Origin of the sequence: Archangium sp., assembly GCF_036388035.1 — a bacterium.
Taxonomy (GTDB): domain Bacteria; phylum Myxococcota; class Myxococcia; order Myxococcales; family Myxococcaceae; genus Archangium.
Window position 1 is genome coordinate 1 of sequence record NZ_DASVSO010000834.1, and the last position, 18,623, is coordinate 18,623.

At 71.1% G+C, this 18,623-nt stretch carries 1 protein-coding gene; it reads left to right on the forward strand.

Features of this window, described 5'->3' with window-relative positions; translation table 11 throughout:
• Positions 1 to 18,623, forward strand: an 18,623-nt coding sequence (locus VF697_RS34365; RefSeq protein ID WP_331101699.1) for an Ig-like domain-containing protein, incomplete at both ends; no start/stop codon positions are given.

Here is an 18,623-nt window from a genome sequence, read left to right on the forward strand (position 1 = left end):
CACCACGGTGTCCATCCGCGCCGAGGGCGTGGACAAGATGGGGGCCATCGCGAAGTCGGACACGCTTCTCGTCCGACTCGTGGGCAACTCCGCGCCGCTCGTCTCCATCCAGCGGCCCCTGGGCGCGGTGGTGGATGCCACGGCCGCGGTGCCTCTCGAGGTGCGCGGTATCATCGGTGACGACTCGCTGACGTTCGGCGTGAACGCCTCGCTCCTGGTGGATGGCACCGCGGTGGGCACGGCCCGTCTGAACGAGGGGGGCATCTCCGGCACCGCGACGGGTGTGCAGTCCTTCAGCTTCCAGTGGACGCCGCCTGTCGCGCTCATCGGCAAGACGGTGCGCATCGAGGTGCAGGCGGTGGACCACGGCGGGCTGGTGCGCCGGGTGGGCTTCGATGCCTCCATCCGCACCGATCAGCCCCCGCAGGTATCCGTCCTCACGCCCACGGCGGGGCAGGACGTGCGGGTTGGCACCGATCTGGTGCTCACCGCCAACGTCGTGGATGACGGCGTGGATCCGGTGCTCGTGTCGTGGTCCATCAACGGCGCGCCGGTGGGCATGTCCAGCGCGCCGCCCTACCGCGTCCACTACCGGTTGCCGCTGGCGCTCGCGGGCTCGCCGCTGACGGTGACCGCCCTCGCGCGCGACTCCAAGGGCAACCAGCGCGAAGCCGTGGTGACCGCGACCGCGAGCTCCGACACCCAGGCCCCGTCCGTCTCCCTCCTGGTGCCCAAGGATCGCACCGAGGTGGCGCGCTCGCAGCCGCTGCTGGTGAGCGTGGCGGGTCTGGATGACGTGGACGTCGTCCGGGCAGAGATCCTGCTCGATGGGGTGGTGGTCTTCACGGACTACGCGCCGGGTGAGAACGCCGGCGTGCGCGGCTCGTTCATGAGCCACGCCGTCCTCACTCCGGAGCAACTCCCGCAGCAGGCCGCCAGCTTCAAGCTGAGCGCTCGCGCCTATGACGCGGCGGGCAACGTGGGTACCAGCCCCCTACCGGACGTCCTCGTCTACACCCGTGCGGACGCGGCGCCCACCGTGGCGTTCGCCTCGCCGGCCTCGGGCGCCTCGGTGACGGCGGGCACGGATCTGGAAGTGCTCGTCCAGGCGAAGGACGACGTCGGCGTGCAGAGCGTGAAGCTGTTCGCGGACAACATCCTCATGCAGACGCTCGGCGTGCCGCCCTACCGCTTCGTCCTGCGCCCGAGCGGCGCGGGCCGGACGATGACGCTGCGGGCGGAAGTGGCTGACGCCGCCAATCAGACGGCCTCCGTCGAGCTGCCGGTGCAGGTCGTCGAGGACTCCGAGGCTCCGCTCGTCGCCTTCCGCTCTCCGAACCAGGGGGCCCGCGTCTTCGCGGGTCGCTCCACGGCCGTGGAGGTGGTGGCCAGCGACAACGTCTCCGTCTCGCAGGCCGAGCTCTTCCTCGGGACGCAGTCGCTCGGCACGAAGACGGGCGGGCTGCGCGAGGGCCTGTACCAGGTGTTCAGCTGGAACGTGGCCGTCCCAGCGCAGGCGGCCGGCTCCACGCTGTCGCTGCGCGCGGTGGCCAGGGACGCGAGTGGCCGCAAGAGCGAGAGCACCCTCGAGCTGAACGCGGTGACGGATCTGCCCCCTCGGGTTTCGCTGGCCCTGCCGGCGCCGGGCAGCCCCTTCCGCGAGGGCGAGGACGTCACCGTCACCTTCACGGTGGCGGACGATGACGGCGTGGTGGCCGTGGCCGGCGTGTCCGGTGGGCAGGTGCAGGGGGCGCTGACGCCCGGGACGAAGCCGCTGGATCAGACGCGGCAGCAGAAGGTGGTGGTGCGCGCTCCGCTCAAGGGGCAGCCGGCGACCGTGGGCGCCATCGCGCGCGACACCGCGGGTCACGAGGCCAGGGCCGAGGTCTCCCTCGACGTCGCCAAGGACGTGGAGCCGCCCAAGGCCGTGCTCGTGGCGCCGCTGCCGCCGCAGGGTGGGGCGCTCGAGGTGGGTCGTGGTGGTGCCCTGGGCGTGCGCGTGGAGGTCGAGGACGACGTCCGCGTCCACCGCGTGGCGCTGTTCGTGGACGGCCAGGAGGTGCCCCTCAAGGATGGCAAGGAGTGGATGGCCGTCCAGGCTGAGAAGTTCGAGGAGGTTCGCGCTCCCAACCCGCTCGGGCCGGGGGACATCGTCGTCAGCCGCCGCTACGTGGGCACCTTCTCTGGCACGCTCCCCATCGCGGCGAGCTGGGCGGATGGCAAGCACCAGCTCACCGCGCGGGCGCTGGACCCGGCGGGCAATGTCACTCCCACCACCGCGGTCGAGTTCACCATCGTCCCCGTCGTGGATCGGCTGCCGCCAACGGTGCGCATCAACCTGAACGGCGTTCCCGACGAGCGCAACTGCGTCGCTGGCTCGAAGCTCGAGGTGGTCGTCAGCGCCACGGATGACGGCTCCATCGACACGCTGTCGCTCGAGCTGGATGGCCAGCCGGTGACGCCGCTCGCGATGAGCCATTACAGCGGTTCCGCGGCTGGCAGGGCGGAGGTGACGCTGCCGGCCTTCAACGTTTCCGACCCGCGCACCCTCACGTTCACTGCGCAGGCCAAGGATGGACAGGGCCGTCTGGGTCACGCGAGCCGCTCGTGCGAGCTGGTCGCGGATCAGGCCCCCCTCGTGCGCTGGATCTCTCCGGCTCAGCCGGGGCTGCTCTCCGAGGAGCGCGTCCACGCGGCGACGCTCGAGGTGCAGGAGGACGTGGGCCTGAAGGCGGGCTGGCTCGTGATGTCGTCGGCGCCGGTGCAGTCGGCCGCGGGGAACTCCTTCCAGGTGCAGGCCTCCGCGCTGCCCGCGGCACGGAGCACGCCCGGGGCGACGCTCGAGTTCGGCCATGCACAGGAGTTCAAGGTCGCCTCGGTGTCCGGGGCCCTCGTCTTCACGCCTCATGGCGCTCCGGTCCTGGATGACCGCAAGGGCAGTCTGTTCCTGCGCGTGGAGCCCTCGCCCACCGGGGCTGGGGCCGTGGCGGATGTCACCTACCGCTACCGTGTCCGGCCGGGGAAGGCGGGCAGCTCCGAGCTCGCCACCTTCCTGGCGACCGCTCCGGGCGGCCAGCGCACCGTCACCCTCGGCTCGCCCGGCTACGGGGTGGACCTCTCCTTCCCTTGGACCGCCATCGAGGTGGACTCGGTGGACATCCAGCTCGCGCCCGTGTCGGGAGAGGCGGAGCCACTGACCGTCACGCGGATCGGTCTGCGCAACCCCGGCAAGGAGAGCGCCCAGGTCCGGGTGATCGCCGAGGGTCAGCGCGTGGCGGTGCAGGCGGTGGACCCGAAGGTCACACCGGGCCGCCCGCAGAACAAGTCCTTCAGCCCCATCGTGCCCGTGGGCTGGGCTCCGCAAAACGTGATCCTCACCGGCATCTTCGTGGACAGCCGGAACGTGGCCACGCGCTCCGCGATGACGACGTCCACCACCGCGGATCTGGAGCGTCCGCGGGTCTCGGTGGCCTCGCCGGCCAACGGCGCCACGGTGGTGGCCGATGTTCCCTTCGACGTCGAGCTGGCTTCGTCGGATGACGTGAGCGTGGACCACCTGGAGCTGTTCGTGGATGGCGTGTCCAAGGGCACCGCCGTCCCGTGGAACGACGCGAGCACGAAGTTCACGCTGTCGCTGCCGCTGCCTTCGGGCGCGGCGCCGGCCGAGCTCTCCGCGCAGGCCCGGGACCGCTTCGGCAACACCACCACTTCCAGCCCCATCTTCCTGCGGGTCGTCCCGGATGCCGCCCCCAGCGTCACGCTGGTGTCGCTGCGCTCGGCCCTGGAGATGATCACCCGCGCCGAGCTGGACAGCGGCTTCGTGCGCCTGCTGCAGGGCGCCAAGGCGACGCTGGCCATCGAGGCGAAGGATGACGTGGGCGTGGCCTCCGTTCGCGTGGAGTACGCGGGCGCCGCCATCTACGAGAAGACGCTCTCGCCCGCGCAGAAGACGTTCTCCCCGGCGATCGAATTCACCCCGCCCGTGGGCCAGGATGGTTCGGCCCAGGTGCTGTGGGTGAAGGTCACCGACACGAAGGGCGTGCAGTACAGCAAGCGCGTGGTCGTCGAGTCGCGTCGCCCCTCCGCGCCGCTGCTCGCGTTCTCCTCGCCCGTGCCGGGCGCCTACCTGGTGGAGGGCAGCATCCAGTTGCGCGTCGAGGCCGTGGCCACCGACGACACGCGCGTCGAGAGCGTCGAGTTCCTCATCAATGATCAGCCGGCGCTGGAGGTCACGCGCAACCTGGCCAAGGGCATCGAGGTCAAGAACGTCAACGGCACGCTGGTCGTGGGAGATCCGGCGGTCCGCGCGGCGCTCGAGAGCCTGAAGGCCACCGCCGAGGACGCCTTCCTGTACAGGCGCTTTGGCGGCGTGGTGGAACTGCCGCCGGGCTTCATCCGGTTGGATCCCACGCGCACGGAGACGTTCATCCGGGTGCGCGCGGTGGCCACGGACGCCGAGGGCAACAAGTCCTCGGTCGAGCACCGCGTGCGGCTCGAGGCGGACAACGCCGCGCCGGTGGCCGACGTGCTGCGGCCCAACCTCGGCAAGGACGTCATCGAGGGCACCCCGGTCCTCATCCAGGTGGACGCGTACGACAACGCCTTCGTGGATCGGGTGGAGATCCTGGCGGGTCCCAGCGCGGCGGACCTTCGGGTGGTGCACGTGGCCAGCGGCTTCAAGCCCGTGAACGCGGTGGCTGGCGCGGACTTCGGCATCCACGCGCCGGTGGTGACCTACGAGCACATCGTCCCGCGGCTGTCGGAGCTGGGCGCGCTGGATCTCGTGCCGTACTTCGTCGCCGTCCGGGCCCGCGATGTGTCCGGCAACTGGAGCGAGCGCACCTTCCAGCAGATCGACGTGGTGCGGGATCGCGAGCCGGCCCTCTCCATCCTCTCGCCAGCGAACGGCTCGAGGGCCGTCGCCAAGAACAAGCTTCCCGTGTTGGTGGCCGCCGAGGACGACGTGGCGCTCACCCGCATCCAGCTCTACGTGGACGGCGTGGTCGAGCCGCTCACCATCACCGAGCCCCCGTACGCCTTCCTGGTGGACGTGCCCGAGAGCGCCACCGAGCTGAAGCTGCGGGCCAAGGCCGTCGACAGCTACGGCCATGAGATCTACAGCCAGCACGTGGTGCTGAGCGTGGTGGCCGATCGCGCGCCCACGGTGGCGGTGGCCCAGCCGAGCGCCACTGACACGCTCACCGAGGGTCGTGACTTCGGGCTGCTCATCGCCGCGCAGGATGACGTGGAGGTGACCTCGGTCGAGGTGACGGTGGAGGGTGGGGTGAACGGGACGCTGCGCTTCGTGAGCGCGGCGCGGCCGTACTCCTTCCGGGTGCCGTTGCCCTACGGTTCCGCTGGCAGGTCCCTCACCATCCGCGCGCAGGCGCGGGACTCGGCCGGCCAGGTGTCGCTGGCGCCGGAGCGCGTCGTCCCCGTCGTCAAGGACACGCATGCGCCGACGGTGTCGTTCTTCTCGCCCGTCCATGGCGCGCAGATCGTCGAGGGGCTGCGGGTGGACGTGGAGGCACGCGCCGAGGATGACGTCGGCGTGACACGCGTCACGTTCAAGGATCCCAGCGGCAAGGAGCTGAACATGCCGGCTCCCCCGTACCGCTTCTCCTACGCGGTGCCCAAGGGGCGCGCCGGGCAGACGATCACGTTCGTCGCCGAGGCCGTCGACTTCAGCGGCAATACGACCACGTCCTCCGTCTCGTTGGACGTCATCCACGACGAGCCGCCGACGGTGAGCCTCACCGGGCCGACCGAGCTGGTGGTGGGCGTCCCCTCCACCTTCTCCGCCAAGGCGAGCGACGACGTGGCCGTGGCCAACGTCACCTTCTACTCCGGGCCGAACGTCGACTCGCTGCAGGAGGTGGGCCGGCGCTTCATTCTGCCGTACTACCACGCCTACATCGCGGAGCCCTCGCAGGTGGACAGCTCGCTCGTCTTCCGCGTCAAGGCGGTGGACACCGCGGGTCATGAGACCTGGTCCCTCCCGGTGACGGTGCCGGTGAAGGGGGACCGGCCGCCCAGCGTGGCCCTCCTCAAGCCGGGGCAGGGCACCACCCTCTTCGAGGGCGCGCGGCTGCGCCTGGAGGCGGAGGCGAGCGATCCCGAGGGCCGGCTCGCCTCGGTGACCTTCTTCGTGGATGGCCGCAAGGTGGAGACGCTCACCGAGCCGGCGGGCATCCCCGGCGCGCCCAACGTCTACGCGGCCAGCTTCACGCCGACCGCGGGAGCCGGCAACCGGACCTTCGCCGTCAAGGCGGTGGCGCTCGACACCGCGGGGCATGAGGCCGCCAGCGCGGAGACCCTCGTCGGCACGGTGGCCGATCAGGTGGCGCCCGTGCTCGAGCTGGTGGATCCGCCCGACCTGGATCTCGTCACCGTGGGCGAGCCGCTCACCCTGGCCACCGCCGCGGAGGACAACGCCGGGCTGTCCAACGTGGAGTTCTTCGTGAACGGCACCACGCTCGGTACCACCAACGTGCCCGTCCCGGGTCCCGCCAACCGGCCCCTGTACAAGATGACGTGGCTCCCCGACGGGACGCCCGGCACCCAGCAGACGATCCGCGCCAGCGCGAAGGACCGCTCGGGCAACTCGGGCGACTCGCAGCAGGTGAAGGTGGAGCTGGGCCTGCGGCCCTCGGAGCGCTTCCTCTCGTTCAACGGCAGCGGCGGCTCGAATCCGCGCGTGGGGCCCCTGGTGTTCAACGGGAAGGGGCTCGCGCTGCTGGGTGGACGCAGCGTGAAGGCCACGTCGACGGGCCGGGGTCTGCAGCTCATGCAGATCCAGCCCACCGGGGTGAGCGCGCTCGGCATGTTGGCGATCGACCGGGAGCCCGTGGCGGCCGCGTTCCACGGGGACCTGGCGCTCGTGACGACCCGGCCTGAGTCGCTCCAGGGCCAGCCGTACCATCCGGCCGAGCTGCTCGTGGTGGACGTGAGCAACCCGAACGTCCCCGTGCTGAAGGGCCGCATCGATCTGCCCGGGCCGGAGGCCACGGGCGTGGTGGCGGACGGTCGTCTGGCCCTGGTGGCCAACGGTAATGCCGGCATCGTGATGGTGGACATCGGCAATCCGATGGCGCCCCAGCGCCTGTCGTCGCCTCCCAACCTCGGCGGAGCCCGGGGGCTCGCGGTGGCCGGTGACTCGCTGCTCGTGGCCAGTGGCACCGCCGGGCTGGTGGTGCGCGACCTGAGCGATCCGTACCTGGGCAAGGTCGGCCTCGTGGCGCTGCCGGGCGAGGCCCGGGCAGTGTCCGTGGTGGGCCACCGCGCCTTCGTCGCCTGCGAGGGCTCGAGCGCCTCGTTGGCGGTGGTGGACGTGCGCAACCCGAAGTCGCCGCTGCTCGTCTCGCTGCTGTCGCACGTGCCCGCGCGCAAGGATCTGCTGACGACGGGCCTGAACTCGGTGGCGGTCGCGGGCAACCTCGTGGTCACCACGGCGCGGCTCATCGATGCGGACAACAATCCCGTGAAGGGTGTGCTCTCCGCGTCGTCGGTGCGTCCGGATGGGCGGACGGAGACGTTCGCGCGTGCCAATCTGCCCGAGGCGCAAGACGTCTCGCTGGCCAACGGCGGCCCCCTGGCCATCTACGGCAGCCTGGAGCTGGCCACCTTCAGCCTGCCGCAGTTCTCCGTGGTGGACACGGCGCCGGCCGATGGCGCCGAGCAGGTGGCGCTCGCCGGGCCGGATCTGCGGATCGCCGTGGAGCTGTCCGCGCCGCCGGATCCCGCCACCGTCACGAGCGCGAACGTGGTGCTGCGGGCCTCGGATCCGATCCTCGGCTCCATCGTGCCCGCGACCGTCGAGCTGGATGAGGTGGGTGGGCGTCGCATCCTCGTGAAGCCGCATTCCGCGCTCGCCACGTCGACGGACTTCTTCGTCACCGTCTCCACGGACCTGAAGTCGGCGAGCGCCATGCCGCTGCGGGCCTCCTTCGTCTCGCGCTTCCGCACGCGCGCGACCAACGCCACGCCTCCGAGCATCAATGACGTGCTGCCGCCGGCTGGCCCCGTCGAGGGTGGCACCTACGTGACGGTGAAGGGCAGCCACTTCCAGGACGGAGCGCGCGTCTACTTCTCGGGTGCCGAGGCCACGGAGATCAAGTTCGTGGACGCCCAGACGTTGCGCGCCCGCACTCCGATGCAGGTGGAAGGCCCAGCGCGCGTCACCGTGGTCAATCCGGATGGCCTCAAGGGCTCGCTGCTGGGTGGCTTCGTCTACCTGCCCGTCCTGGATGTGAACTTCGTCGTCCCCGCGACCGGTCGGTTGATTGGCGGGGACGTGGTGGAGATCTCCGGCGCGGGCTTCCAGCGCGGGGTCAAGGTCACCTTCATCGCCGGCAACGGCAGCGCCCTGGCGACGGAAGTCCGGGTGCTGGCGCCGGGCAAGCTGAGCGTCAAGACGCCGCCCGGACCCTTCGGACCGGCGGACGTGCTCGTGGAGAACCCGGACGGCAAGGCCGCGATGGCCAGCGGGGCGTTCTTCTACACGGGGCTCCGGGTCAGCTCGTCGGTGGGCCGGTACAACCCGAGTGTCGATGGTTCTGGCGGTCGTCCTCCGGGACGGCTGCCCCAGGGTGACACCGGGCAGGTCGTCCTCCTGGACGGCCGGGCCTGGGTCATCTCCTCGGCGGGGGTGAACACCAGCGCCAAGGATCCCGTCGAGCTGCTCCAGAAGAGCCGTCAGGGCGCGGTGTCCATCGTCGATCTGGCGGATCCAGCGCACCCCGCGGTGCAGGGCGGCCTGTCGCTGCCGCCGCCGTACGAGCCCCGGGCTCTCGCGGTGCGCGGCTCGCGGGCCTACATCGTGGCGGACGCCCCGGAGCTGCAGCACATCGACGTGGCGGGAGAGGGTGGACCGTCGCTGCTCGTGATGGATGCGGCGGATCCGTTCGCGCCGAAGCTCGCCGAGGCCGTCCCGTTCGTGGGCAACGCGAAGGACGTCGCCCTAGCGGATGACCTGGCCCTGGTGGCCGCGGGCAGCGCCGGTCTGGCCGTGTTCTCCATCGCGGATCCGAACCGCCCCGCGCTGCTCGGCATTCTCGACAAGTTCCTCGTGGGCGGGGTGCAGCAGACCCTGCCCGTGCAGCGCGTCCGCGTGAGTGGCCGCTACGCCGTCATCACCGCGGGCCCCTCTTCCAACACCACGCTGGTGCTGGATCTGGCGCGGCCGGGCTTCCCGGTCGTCGGTGAGGCGAACGTCGACTTCGGCGACCTGGCCCTGCTCGGGTCGCGTGGCTTCGGCGCGCTCAAAGAGGGTCGGACGATCTCCCTCACTCCGGTGACGCGCCCGCGCGTGATGGCGCCGCTGCCCACGCTGCTGCCGCGGTCCGATTTCATTTCGGCTGCCCTGGGCGTGCATGCGGCGGCGGCCGGTGGCCACCGGTCTGGCTCCTCGTCGTCCGCCGCGATCGTGCAGATCAACCTGGCCTCGGACCCGGTAGCGCCGCTGCCGGTGGACGCGGTGGACCTGTTCCCGATGACCAGGCTGGAGGACGTGGCCCTGGAGCGCGACCTGGTGGTGGCCACGGGGCGCAACACTCTCTTCAACACGGTGCTCGACTCGCTGTCCGTCATCCAGATTCCGTTCCCCATGGTGGTGGCCAGCCAGCCCGTGGCGGATGCCCGGGGCGTCAACCCGGCCTCGGCCCTCAGGGTCGAGTTCAACCGTCCGGTGACGGGTGCCACCACCAGCACGGTGCGGCTGATGGAGGTGGACGGCTCCACGGACGGCGTGCCCGTCACGGTGAGCGTGTCCACGCTGGACCGGATGGTCACGGTGACCCCGGCCTCGCCGCTGAAGCCCACGACGGTGTACCGGTTGGTGGTGGAGGGCTTGAGGGACACCCACCCCGGCGCGCTCATGCCGGGTTCCTTCGTCTCCGAGTTCGAGACCGCGGCCTCCACTGGCATCGTGCCGATGACCATCAGCGGGTTGAGCCCGCGTGAGGGTCCCGCGGCCGGTGGAACCGATGTGGTCATCTCCGGCACGGGCATCGATCAGGACGTCGAGGTCCGCTTCGCCGGCACCCTGGTGGATCGCTTCGAGGTGGCCCCGGACGGCACCTCGGTGCGCGTGCGCACGAAGGCGGGCCTCGCGGGCGCGGCCACGGTGGAGCTGCTCAACCCCACCTCGAAGGTCTCCGCGCGGCGCACGGGCGCCTTCCTCTATACCCAGCCACTGTCGCTGGCTTCCGTCACCCCCAACCGCGGCCCCGCCTCGGGCGGCACGCGTGTGGTGCTCCAGGGGACTGGCTTCACCACCGGCGGTCTGACGCGCGTCACCTTCGACGGCGTCCCCGCGCTCCGCGTCCGCGTGCTCGGCACCGGGCGCATCGAGGCCGTCACGCCCAATGGCTTGCGTGGGCCCGCGGACGTCAAGGTCATCAACCCGGACAACACGAGTGTCACGTTGACGGGCGGCTACACGTTCGATCAGCCCACGGGCTCCGCCGTGGCGACGCGAGAGGACATCAGCGATCTCGTCGTGATCGGCGACTACGCCTACGTGCTGGGCAGCTCGTCGCTGCAGGTGATCGATCTGTCGGGCCTCTACAAGAAGGGACCGCTGGCCGGCACGCCCATCCCGCCCGAGCGCCGCAACGAGATGGTCGATGAGAACCGCGACTACCTCGATGATCGCGTGGTGGGCAGGTGGTCGTACGCCATGGGACGGCCCCTCTCCTTGTCCTACCCGCTCGAGGGGGGGGATCGGCTCTACGTCGGCACGGGCTCCACGGATGCCAAGACCGGCAAGTACATCAGTGCCGGCATCCTCGAGCTGGACATCAGCAACCCCTTCGCGCCGAAGACCGTCGCGGAGACGCGCGCGGGCGTGGGAGCCACGTTCGCCCTGGACGTCCGGGGTGACCGGCTGCTGGCGGCGGCGGGCGCCGCGGGCCTGCGCAGCTTCGACGTGTCGCCGCTGCACGCGCCCTTCGCGATGAACGTGCTGGCCACCGAGAAGGAGGCCAATGCCCTCGCGGTGGAAGGTGGGCTGGCCGTGATGGGCACGGCCACGCTGGGGACGAACCAGCGCTTCTCGGAGGGCAAGCTGCACACCCTCTCGGTGACGAGCGAGCCGCAGGTGCTCGGCTCCGTCGCTGTGAACGTGCATCGCGTGCGGCTGCGCGACGGGCTGGCCTACGTGGCCGCTGGTGAGTCGGGCCTCGTCATCGTCGACGTGTCCGCGCCGGCGACTCCCGTGGTGCTCGCCACCCTGGGTCTGGGGACGGGCTCGTTCGCCACGGACGTGCGTCTGGCGGGCAACCTCGCCTACGTGGCCGCGGGGTCGGTCGGCGTGGCCGTGGTGGACATCTCGCAGATCCACGCGCCGAAGGTGCTTCACTACGTCACCGGCGCCAGCGCTGGCACCGCGCACCATGTGTCCCTGGCGGGGGGCCGGTTGGTCACGGCCCGCCGCAACCCGTGGGGTTCCTGGTCGCTGGAGTTCGGCCCGCCCGCGGAGCTGACCGTGGTCTCCTCCAGCGTCACGTCCGGTGAGCTCGTGCCGCTCGACCTGCCGTCGGTGCTGGTGACGCTCTCCACCACCATCACGCCCCAGAGCGGGGCGCAGGCCTTCTCCTTCACGGCGGACGGTGAGCCGATTCCGGGCGTCCTCGAGGCGGGCACCGCCACCGAGCCGGTCAGCACGCTGCTCTTCCGGCTGAGTGAACCGCTGCCGGCGGATGCCGAGCTGCGCCTGCGGGTCTCCACCGCCCTCACCACGCCGGACAACCATCACCTCACCGCGCCGCTGGACGTCCGCTTCCGCTCGGCGAAGGCGGAGGGTGCCCAGCCGGTCTTCTCGCAGATGGTTCCCCGCGTGGGCTCCACGCTGGGGGGCACTCCCACCAAGCTGCTGGGTGAGGGCTTCGACGCCGATGTGCAGGTGTTCGTGGGCGGCAGGGAAGCCCTCGTGGGTTACGTGTCGCCGGTGGAGCTCAACGTGCAGGTGCCGTCCGGCAACGCCGGCCTGGCGGACGTGGAGGTCATCAACCCGACCTCCGGTCTGTCGGCCCGTCGCTCCGGCGGCTTCTTCTACTCGTTGCCCGTGTCCGCCTTCTCGGGCGCGCCGCGCTTCTTCAACCCGCGCGGTGGCAGCACCGTCACCATCAAGGGCCAGGGCTTCCTGCCGTCGTGGGCCTCGCCGCTGGGCTCGTCGCGCGTCCGCATCCGGGGCGTGCCGGCCACCAGCGTGAGCGTGGCGTCGCCCTGGGAGCTGACGGCCACCGCGCCCGTCGGCAGCTTCGGGGACGCGGACGTCGAGGTCCTGTCGCCGGATGGGCTCGAGATGTCCGAGGTGCCGGGCGAGTTCGGCTACGGCCTGGCGTTCTCCGCCGAGGAGAAGTCGGTGAGCATCGCTCCGAAGGCGCTCGCGGCGGACCCGAATCTGGAGGGCTTCATCTACTCGTCCGCGGGTGCGGCCGAGAGCGGCAACAAGATCGCGGATCGGCCGTACATCGGCCCCATCACCGGCGGAGGCACGTACTGGGACTCGCTCCGCGTGGCGAGCTACGACGTGACGCAGGTGGCCAACCCGCGCGCCGCGGGGACGACGCCCGTGTCGCCGCCCGGCGGGATGGTGGATCGCCTCAACGCCGTGCTGCTGCGCTACCTGCCGGTCGGCACGCCCGTGCCGGACGTGGAGATCGCTCCGGACTCCCTCGACGTGGCCACCCAGGGCTCGCGGCTCCTCGTGGCCAACGGTGCCAGCGGTCTGACCATCATCGACACCTCCGTGCCGCAGTCGCTGCAGGTGCTGGGACGCGCGCAGTTTGGCGCCTTCGGCTCGCCGGAGTACGCCACGCGCCTGCTGCCCACGCCAACGGGCAGCTGGGTGCTCTTCAACGGCATGCAGCCCAACCCGCCGCCCAATCCTCCCCCGTGCGAGACGACGCAGCTCGCCATGGGGTCGGGCGGCAAGGTCCGTCTGCTCGACACGCGCGACCCGACGGATCCCATCCTCGTCGCGGAGCTGGGGGACTCGGCGGAGCCCTACGGCGTGGCGCTCCACGGAGGCCGCCTCTACGTGGCCAGCGGCGGTCACGAGGGCACCTTCTACTGCCCCAGTCCGCCCCTGCCGCCTCCTCCGGAGTACTCCGTCTCCGGCGGTGGTACGGGTGGCCAGCGGACGACCTACCACGGCAAGACTGGCCAGACGCCCTCGGGCAGTCTGCGCATCTTCACCTCCACCCGCGCCGGGGCGACGCCCGCTGGCGTGCTGAACTACCCGTACAACCTCACCGACGTGGTGGTGGTGCGCGACACGGCCATCGTGGCCGCGGCCGAGGCGGGCCTGCTCTTCGTCGACGTGAGCGATCCGGCGAACCCGAAGGAGCTCACGGCGCTGCGCATCCCGTTCGACGCGTCGCTCTCCAACACGCCGGGCGAGCCGCAGCGGTTGCGCCTCTTCGGCGACATGCTCTTCGTGGCGGCCAACAACGGCGGCGTGGTGCTGCTGGACGTCTCCAATCCGCGCGCGCCCAAGCTGGTCAGCGGTGGCAACATCGAGCCGGCCATGGACGTGCTCGTCCGTGGAGACCAGTTGCTGCTCGCGGGCAAGAACCGGCTGATCGAGCTGGTGCTGCCGTTCACCTTCGTGATGGGCGTGGAGCCCGCACGCGAGTCGCGGATCGCCCCCGAGAACGTGGCGCTGGTGGTGCGGTTCAACCGTCCCATCAACCCCGCCAGCGTGACGAGCAGCTCGGTCCGGGTCGTCGGTCCGAACGGGGCGGTGGGTGGCCTCACCTTCACCGTCACCAACGACCATACGAAGCGCGCCTACACGCTGAGCGTGACGGCGGCGAGCCTCGCGCCGCAGACGAGCTACGAGCTGCAGGTGGACGAGAGCGTGACGGATCAGCACTCCGGCTCGCTGCTGCTGCCGTTCCGCAGCGGCTTCTCCACGGGCGCGGCGGGCAGCCAGGTGCCGCACATCGCCACCGTCAGCCCGCGCAGCGTGTCCACCCAGGGTGGCCAGACGCTCACCCTCACCGGTACGGGCTTCACCGGCACGGCGAAGGTGCGCATCGGCAACACCGAGGTGACGCAGCTCTCCGTCAACTCGGAGGGCACCGAGCTCACATTGGAGACTCCGGCCGCCGCGAGCGCGGGCCCGGCCGACATCGAGGTGGTGAACGCCGGTGGACCGTCGCGTGGGCTGGTCGCGGGCGTGTACTACCTGGATGATCTCACCACCACGGGCGTGACCATCTCGCCGGACCACGGACCGGTGGCGGGTGGCAACACCGTCAGCCTGAAGCTCCCGGTGGCCGCACTGGCTCCGGGCACCCAGGTGCACATCGGCAGCCATGTGGCCACGGGCGTGGACATCGTGGATCTGTCCACCGTGAAGTTCGTGGCGCCCCGGGTGAGCGGGGCCGGGCTGATGGAAGTGAAGCTCGTGCGCCCGGGCCAGTCTCCCGTCAAGGTGGCCTCGTACTCGTACGACCTGCCGGTGGGCACCACCATGGACCTGCCGGGCTTCCCGCCGCGCGTGGCGTCCGAGCTGAAGCTGGTGGGCGACACGCTCTACGTGGGTGTGCCGACGCGGGATTACGAAGGGCTCGAGATCTTCAACGTGATGATTGAAGAGCGTCCGCTGCGCCTGGGTGGCGTGCGGACGGCGTCCCCGGTGCGCGGCCTCGACGTGAGTGGGGCGCTGGCCCTGCTCGCCGAGGGCCAGGCGCTCACCGCGGTGGACGTGTCCAAGCCCGAGCAGGCCTTCGAGGTGGCCCGGGCCTCCGCCCTGGGTCTCACCACCGGCGTGCGCGTGGAGGGCTCCAAGGCCTTCGTCAGCATCACGGATCCGGGCGCCGGCGCTGGCTACGTGCAGGCCTTCGACATCAGCCACCCGGCGATGCTCCAGGTCGCCGGAGGCACGGTGGCGTTGGACGAGGACGCGCTGGCGCTCGACCTCGGGGTGGACCGCTTCTACACGCTCTCCTCGAACGTGCAGGGCACCGCCGGCAACGGGCTGCGCCTGAGCATCTATGACCGCGCGGGCATCCGGAAGGGTGGGGTGGTGGTGGCGGGCCTCACCTCGTACGAGCAGCTCGTGCGCAGCCGCCTGGCGGTGCGCGCCGGGCGCGCCTACGTGACGGTGGGCAAGCGCTTGTACGTCTTCGACATCAGCACGCCGGAGAAGGAGCAGAACCCGGTGGTGCTGCAGTCCACCGACATGACGGACGACGCGGCGGGCCTGGCCTGGGCCGGTGGCAGCCTCTTCGTCGCCACGGCGGGTCAGCAGACGGTCGTGGCCGTGCCCCCGGCGGACCTGCTCGCGGTGGAGCTGTCGCCCGCGCCCGGCTCGCTCGCGCCGCCGGACACGAGCGTCACCGTGGCCTTCACGCTGCCGGTCAAGCAGGTGTCGGTGGACGCGAACACCTTCGCGGTCACCGCCACCAACGCCACCGGCACGACGCGCGTGGTCAATGGCACCTACGAAGTGGTGTACGCGGTGCGCGGCTCGTCCGTCATCTTCCGTCCGGTGGCCGCGAGCGCCTTCCTGCCGGGTGACACCGTCCAGGTGACGGTGAATGGCATTCGCGACTTCGACAACCGGCTGCTGGCCGCTCCGGTGGACTTCCTCTTCACCGTGGCCGCGAACGGAAGCCTACAGCCCGTCGTCTCCAGCGTGCAGCCCTCCACCGGTCTGGTGAACGCGACGACGCCCGTGGTCATCACGGGCGCCGGCTTCCGCTCCGGTACCGTCGTGAAGGTGGCCGGCGAGGCCATGCAGACGACGTTCGTGAACGCGGGTCGTCTGGAAGTGATCGTCGAGCCCGCGCCCGGCCTCATGCCGGGTCCCGCCGCCGTCGAGGTCATCGATCCGAGCGGCATCTCCACGCTCTTCCCGGGGGGCTTCCTGTATCGCGATCCGCTCAAGCTGCTGGCGCTGACGCCGGACCGGTCTCCGCAGTGGGGTGGCACCTGGGTGACGCTGAGTGGCACGGGCTTCGCTCCGGGCCTGCAGGTCGTCTTCGATGAGACGGCCTCCTTCAACGTCCAGGTGGTGTCCACGAAGAAGGCCGTCGCCCTCGCGCCGCCGCACTCGGCGGGCCTGGTGAACGTCACGCTGAAGCAGGGCACGCAGTCCTCGGTGAAGACCAGCTCGTTCCTGTACGGCTCTGGCGCCGTGTCCCGGTTGGACACGCCTCCCGTGCGGCACGTGCTGCTGTCGGACGGCATCATCTACGCCGCCGTGGGTGGCGAGGTGGACATCGTCGGCCCCAAGCGCAACCCGGTGTACGAGCTGGGGCGCAAGTACGCCTCCGGCGGGCTGCTCGTGGCGGACCCCGCGGAGCCCACGGCCGTCAAGGAGATCCTGCCCCGGCAGACCTTCAGCGCCTCGGGCGGCGCGTGGCGTCTGGCCAAGTACGGCAAGCGGCTCTACATGGCGTCCGGCACGAGCGGCCTGCGCATCTATGACGTGACGCTGCCGGCGCAGCCCGTGTTCAAGAGCACGCTGCCGGGCACCGGCGCGACGGTGGACGTCGCGGTGTCTGGCGAGATGCTCTACGTGGCCGACGGCGCGGGTGTCACCGCGTACCGGCTCACCGAGACCTCGATGCCGCTGCGCACGGGCTCGCGCGCCCTGACGGGCGGGGCCACGGCGCTGGCCGTCGATGGGCACCGCCTGCTCGTCGCCAGCGGTGAGGCGAACAACCAGAAGCTGCACGTGCTGGATGCGCGGACGGGTGACCTGGCGCAGCTGGGCGTCAGTCCGATCGCCGGTCGTGCCCGCCACATCACCACGGAGGGCTCGCGCGCGTTCGTGTCGCTCGGGGCCCTGGCGCAGGTGGCCATCTACAATCTGGAGCCGTCCAACCCGGCCCTGTCGACCACGCTGTTCCTGACGGACCCGCTCGACAACGGCTGGGTGTCCGCCGAGCAGACCCTGGTGTCGGGCGGCATCGCCTACATCGCGGCGGGCGGCGGCAAGGTGCAGCGCTTCGCCGTGCCCACGGACGAGCCTCCGCGCCTGCTGGAGCGCGCGGCCGTCATTGGTGACGCGCAGACGCTGGCCTTCATGGGTCGCCACCTGCTGGTGGGTACGCTGGTGCTGGACGTGGGCGGCAAGGCGGTGGAGCTGCCCATCCAGGATCCGACCCAGGCCAGCGGCTCGCTGGCGGGCGGACTCGCGTCGGTGGCGTTGGATCACATCGAGCTGCGCGGGACGGTTCCCGCCTATGGCGAGCGGGTGGCGCTGGCCACCTCGCCGCAGGTGCTCCTCACGGAGCTGCCGGATCCCGCCACGCTGGGCGCCATCACGCTCCAGGACGGCTCCGGCAACGCGGTGTCGGTGCTCAAGCGCGCCGAGTCGGATGAGGACGGGGCCCGGGTGGTGGTGGCTCCGTACTCGCCGCTCACGGTGGACACGGAGTACGTGCTGGGGGTGGGTGCCAACCTGGCCAACCTGAAGGGCGGGGCGCTCGGGGTGGATGCCGAGGTGCGCTTCCGCACCGCCACGCGGGCCACGGCGGGAGCGCCGCGGCTCGACGAGGTCGTGCCCTCCTACGGCCTGGAGGCCGGTGGGGAGACGGTGGTGCTGCACGGCGAGGGCTTCCTGCCGGGCTGCACCGTGCGCATCGCCGACAAGCAGGCGTTCATCCCCGAGAACGGGGTGTCCGCGGACGGGCGCACCATCACCCTCGTGGTTCCGGCGGGCAAGGCCGGCTCCGCGGCCGTGGCGGTGGAGAACCCGGACAAGCTGTCCGTGATGCGGCTGGGCGCGTACCGCTACCTGGTGCCGCCGCAGATCACCAAGGTGACGCCGGCCTTCGCTCCGACGATGAGCCGCACGACGGTGCGCATCGAGGGGCAGGGGCTCTTCGCCAACTCGCAGGTGAAGTTCGGCGGCGTGGCGGCGCTCAGCACCACGGTGGACGCCACCGGCGCGCTGGAAGTGACGGTGCCGGACAACGTGGTGGGCGCCGTGGATCTGTCGGTGACGACGTCCGGCGCGAATGGCGCGGTGACGCATACCCTGGCGCAGGGCTTCTCCTTCACGCTGCAGCCGCTCGCGCAGATCCAGCTCGGCGGAGACGTGTTCGCCTGGGTGGGCCGCACGCTGCTGGCCGCCCGGAACGGCAAGCTCGTGGCCACGGATCTGTCCACCCCCGGCAACCCGGGGACGCCGGTCGAGGTCACCGGCGTCACGTATCCCGCGGGCTTGGTGGTGGCGGGGAACCTGGCGATCCTCGCGGGCCGGGGTGAGGTGGTTCGCTACTCGCTCGGCACGTGCGGCAGCGCCCCGGGCGCGGCGTGTCTCCCGGTGGAGAAGGATCGTGTGCCGCTGGTGACGTCCACGACGGATCTGTCGTCGCTGGCCGCCAACGAGCGGAGCGCCTACGTGGCGGTGGCGGGTGGCGGCGAGCTGGCCCTGCTGGGCAACGTGAGCGGGGAGTTCGAGGTCGTCTCCCGGACGCTGGTGACGCCGGGCCATGTCGTGGGGCTGGACATCGCCGATGACATGCTGGCCGTGCTGGTGCAGGACGGCTCGCGCGTACGTGTGGAGTTCCGCAGCATGGAGGATGGTGCGCTCACGCTGGTGGGCATGGCCGATGGGCTGGGGTACCCCGCCCAGGGTCTGGCCACCTCCGGTACGC